We start from the raw sequence: 2377 nt of genomic DNA, 5'->3' as shown, positions 1-2377 counted from the left end.
GAGGTGTAGCTGAGCAGCCAGCCGAAGAAGACCGACAGCGCCACGGCGAGCCCGACGCCGGACCAGACCTGAACGAGTCGGTCCCTGCGGTCGGCCTTCACCAGAAACGCGATGAGGATGCTGACCACCAGGGTGGCCTCCAGCCCCTCACGCAGGCCGATGAGGTAGGTGGCGAGCATGGCACTCCGTCGCTAAGGCATCCCTAAGTAAGGCTTGGCACACCTTAGCCACGAGCGAGGCATCTCAGTCAAGCCACGAAGCTATCTCGCAGGTCACAGGGCGATCTCCGGGTCCGAAGACCGCCCTGTCGGCCGATCAGCGGGCGTGGTCGAATTCGCCGCCCCGAACGCCGGTGAGGAACTCGGCCCAGTCCCGGGTCCCGAACTCCAGAACCGGCCCGGCGATGTCCTTGGAGTCGCGGACGAACACCGCGGCGGTGGCCGAGGCGACTTCGACACAGTGCCCGGCAGCACCGCTACGGGTGCTCTTTCGCCAGGTCAGAGCATTCTTCTGCAATGTCATGCCTTTCAGGAGGTGAATATCGCTGCTACAACGCGCAGGCACCTACCGGAGGCGGTCACCTGTTCGGGCGACGAGTTCGCGGGTTTGTGCGACATCGAGTGCCCGGGACCGCAGGTCGGCGAAGGCATCCCGGTAGACCTGAACGTCAGCGGGTTTGGTGCGCAACTGCCCGCCGATCAGATCTTCACTGTGCACCACCGGGGGCCGCTGATGCCCGGCAAACTCGAAGATCACGAACGCCTCGGTGAGGGCCGCGTGCGAGCCGGCGGAGAAGGGCACCACCAGCAGTTCGACCCCGGGCCGCCAACTGGCGTCGAGGAGCCGCTGCAACTGTCGCCGCAGGACGGCCCGGCCACCGACCTCTCTGTACAGCACGGCCTCGTCGATGACCACGCAGAGCCGGGGCGGCGGGTCGCGGGTCAGCACGCTCTGGCGCGCCATCCGCAGGGCGATCCGGCGCTGGGCCACCTCCGGGTCCCGGACATCGGCGCCCACCTCGATGACGGCGTGCGCGTACTCGTCCGTCTGCAGCAGACCCGGCACCACCTGGGCCTCCCACTCGGACATGACGACGGCCTCGGCCTCGAACGCCACGTACTCGTCGTAGGGCTCGGCCACCCACGACCGGTACGGCGCCCACCACACCCGGACCCGCCCGCGGCGTGCCAGCTCGGCCAGCCGGGACTGCTCGCCCTGCGTACACGCGTAGAGCAGGGCCAGGCGCTCCAGGTCGGCCTCGCGGATCCCGGTCCGGGCCGTCTCGATGCGGCTCAGCTTGGACTCCGACCAGCCCATCAGGGCCGCGACCTCGGCACCCCGGCGTTCACCGCGCAGCCGGCGCAGCTCGTCGCCGAGCGCGCGGCGCGCGGCCATCGACGTCGACCTCGCCACGCGACCCACCGTACCGGTGACCCACTGCAACTTGCACGACACTTTCTGCACTTGCAGTTGAGCCCAGAGCGTGTCGTAATGAGAGGGAAGGAAGACTTTGGTGCGGGTCGCCGGGCGGGAGGCCACGCACCAGGCCGCGGGGCCCCTGCGGCTACCTGCGGGCCGCCTGCGGGGGCGGCCAGCAGACAGGGAAGCGGACCGGTGGCGGCAACCGCCGGTTCGCTTTTCCACGCGAACCGGCGGTGGCGGGCATCAGTACCGGTAGTGGTCCGGCTTGTACGGGCCCTCGACCGCGACGCCCAGATACGACGCCTGCTCCTTGCTCAGCTCGGTGAGCTTGACCCCGAGCGCGCCCAGGTGCAGCCGGGCGACCTTCTCGTCCAGGTGTTTGGGCAGCACGTAGACACCGACGGGATACTCGTCGGTCTTGGTGAACAGCTCGATCTGGGCGATCGTCTGGTTCGAGAAGCTGTTGCTCATCACGAACGACGGGTGCCCGGTCGCGTTGCCGAGGTTCAGCAGCCGGCCCTCGGAAAGCACGATCACGGAGTGGCCGTCGGCGAACCTCCACTCGTCGACCTGCGGCTTGACATTGATCCGCCGCACGTCCGCGCGCCGGGCCAGGCCGGCCATGTCGATCTCGTTGTCGAAGTGGCCGATGTTGCCGACGATGGCCTGATGCTTCATCCGGGCCATGTGCTCGCTGGTGATGACGTCGAAGCAGCCGGTCGCGGTGATGAAGATGTCGGCGGTTCCGACCACGTCGTCCATGGTGGCGACCTGATAGCCGTCCATCGCGGCCTGCAGCGCGCAGATCGGATCGACCTCGGCGACGACGACCCGGGCGCCCTGGCCACGCAACGACTCGGCGCAGCCCTTGCCGACATCGCCATAGCCGAAGACCACGGCGACCTTGCCACCGATGAGCACGTCGGTGGCCCGGTTGATGCCGTCGATCAGCGAG

Annotated in this window: 4 protein-coding genes; all 4 read right to left on the bottom strand. The window is 68.4% G+C overall.

What is annotated here, in order from left to right; all coding sequences use genetic code 11:
* Positions 1–179, bottom strand: a 179-nt coding sequence (locus DMB66_RS58190) for an FTR1 family protein (RefSeq protein ID WP_199753273.1), incomplete at its 3' end; no start/stop codon positions are given.
* Positions 180–315: 136 nt separating this feature from the next.
* The gene (locus tag DMB66_RS58185; RefSeq protein WP_125812515.1) at positions 316–522 is read right to left on the bottom strand and encodes a DUF397 domain-containing protein; all 207 of its coding nucleotides are present in this window, start codon (positions 520–522) and stop codon (positions 316–318) included.
* Positions 523–564: 42 nt separating this feature from the next.
* Entirely contained in the window at positions 565–1413 is an 849-nt protein-coding gene (locus DMB66_RS58180; RefSeq protein WP_233625588.1) for a helix-turn-helix transcriptional regulator, read from the bottom strand.
* 252 nt (positions 1414–1665) lie between these two features.
* Positions 1666–2377 (bottom strand): adenosylhomocysteinase (locus DMB66_RS58175; protein WP_125812514.1); only part of this gene is annotated, 712 nt, incomplete at its 5' end.

This window comes from Actinoplanes sp. ATCC 53533 (assembly GCF_003947245.1).
The sequence above is the reverse complement of the archived record's forward strand: the minus strand, read 5'-3'. Positions and strand labels throughout refer to the sequence as shown.

Bases quoted from the DNA above. Each gene is read 5' to 3' on its own strand.
- DMB66_RS58185 (WP_125812515.1), bottom strand. From the start codon at position 522: ATGACATTGCAGAAGAATGCTCTGACCTGGCGAAAGAGCACCCGTAGC.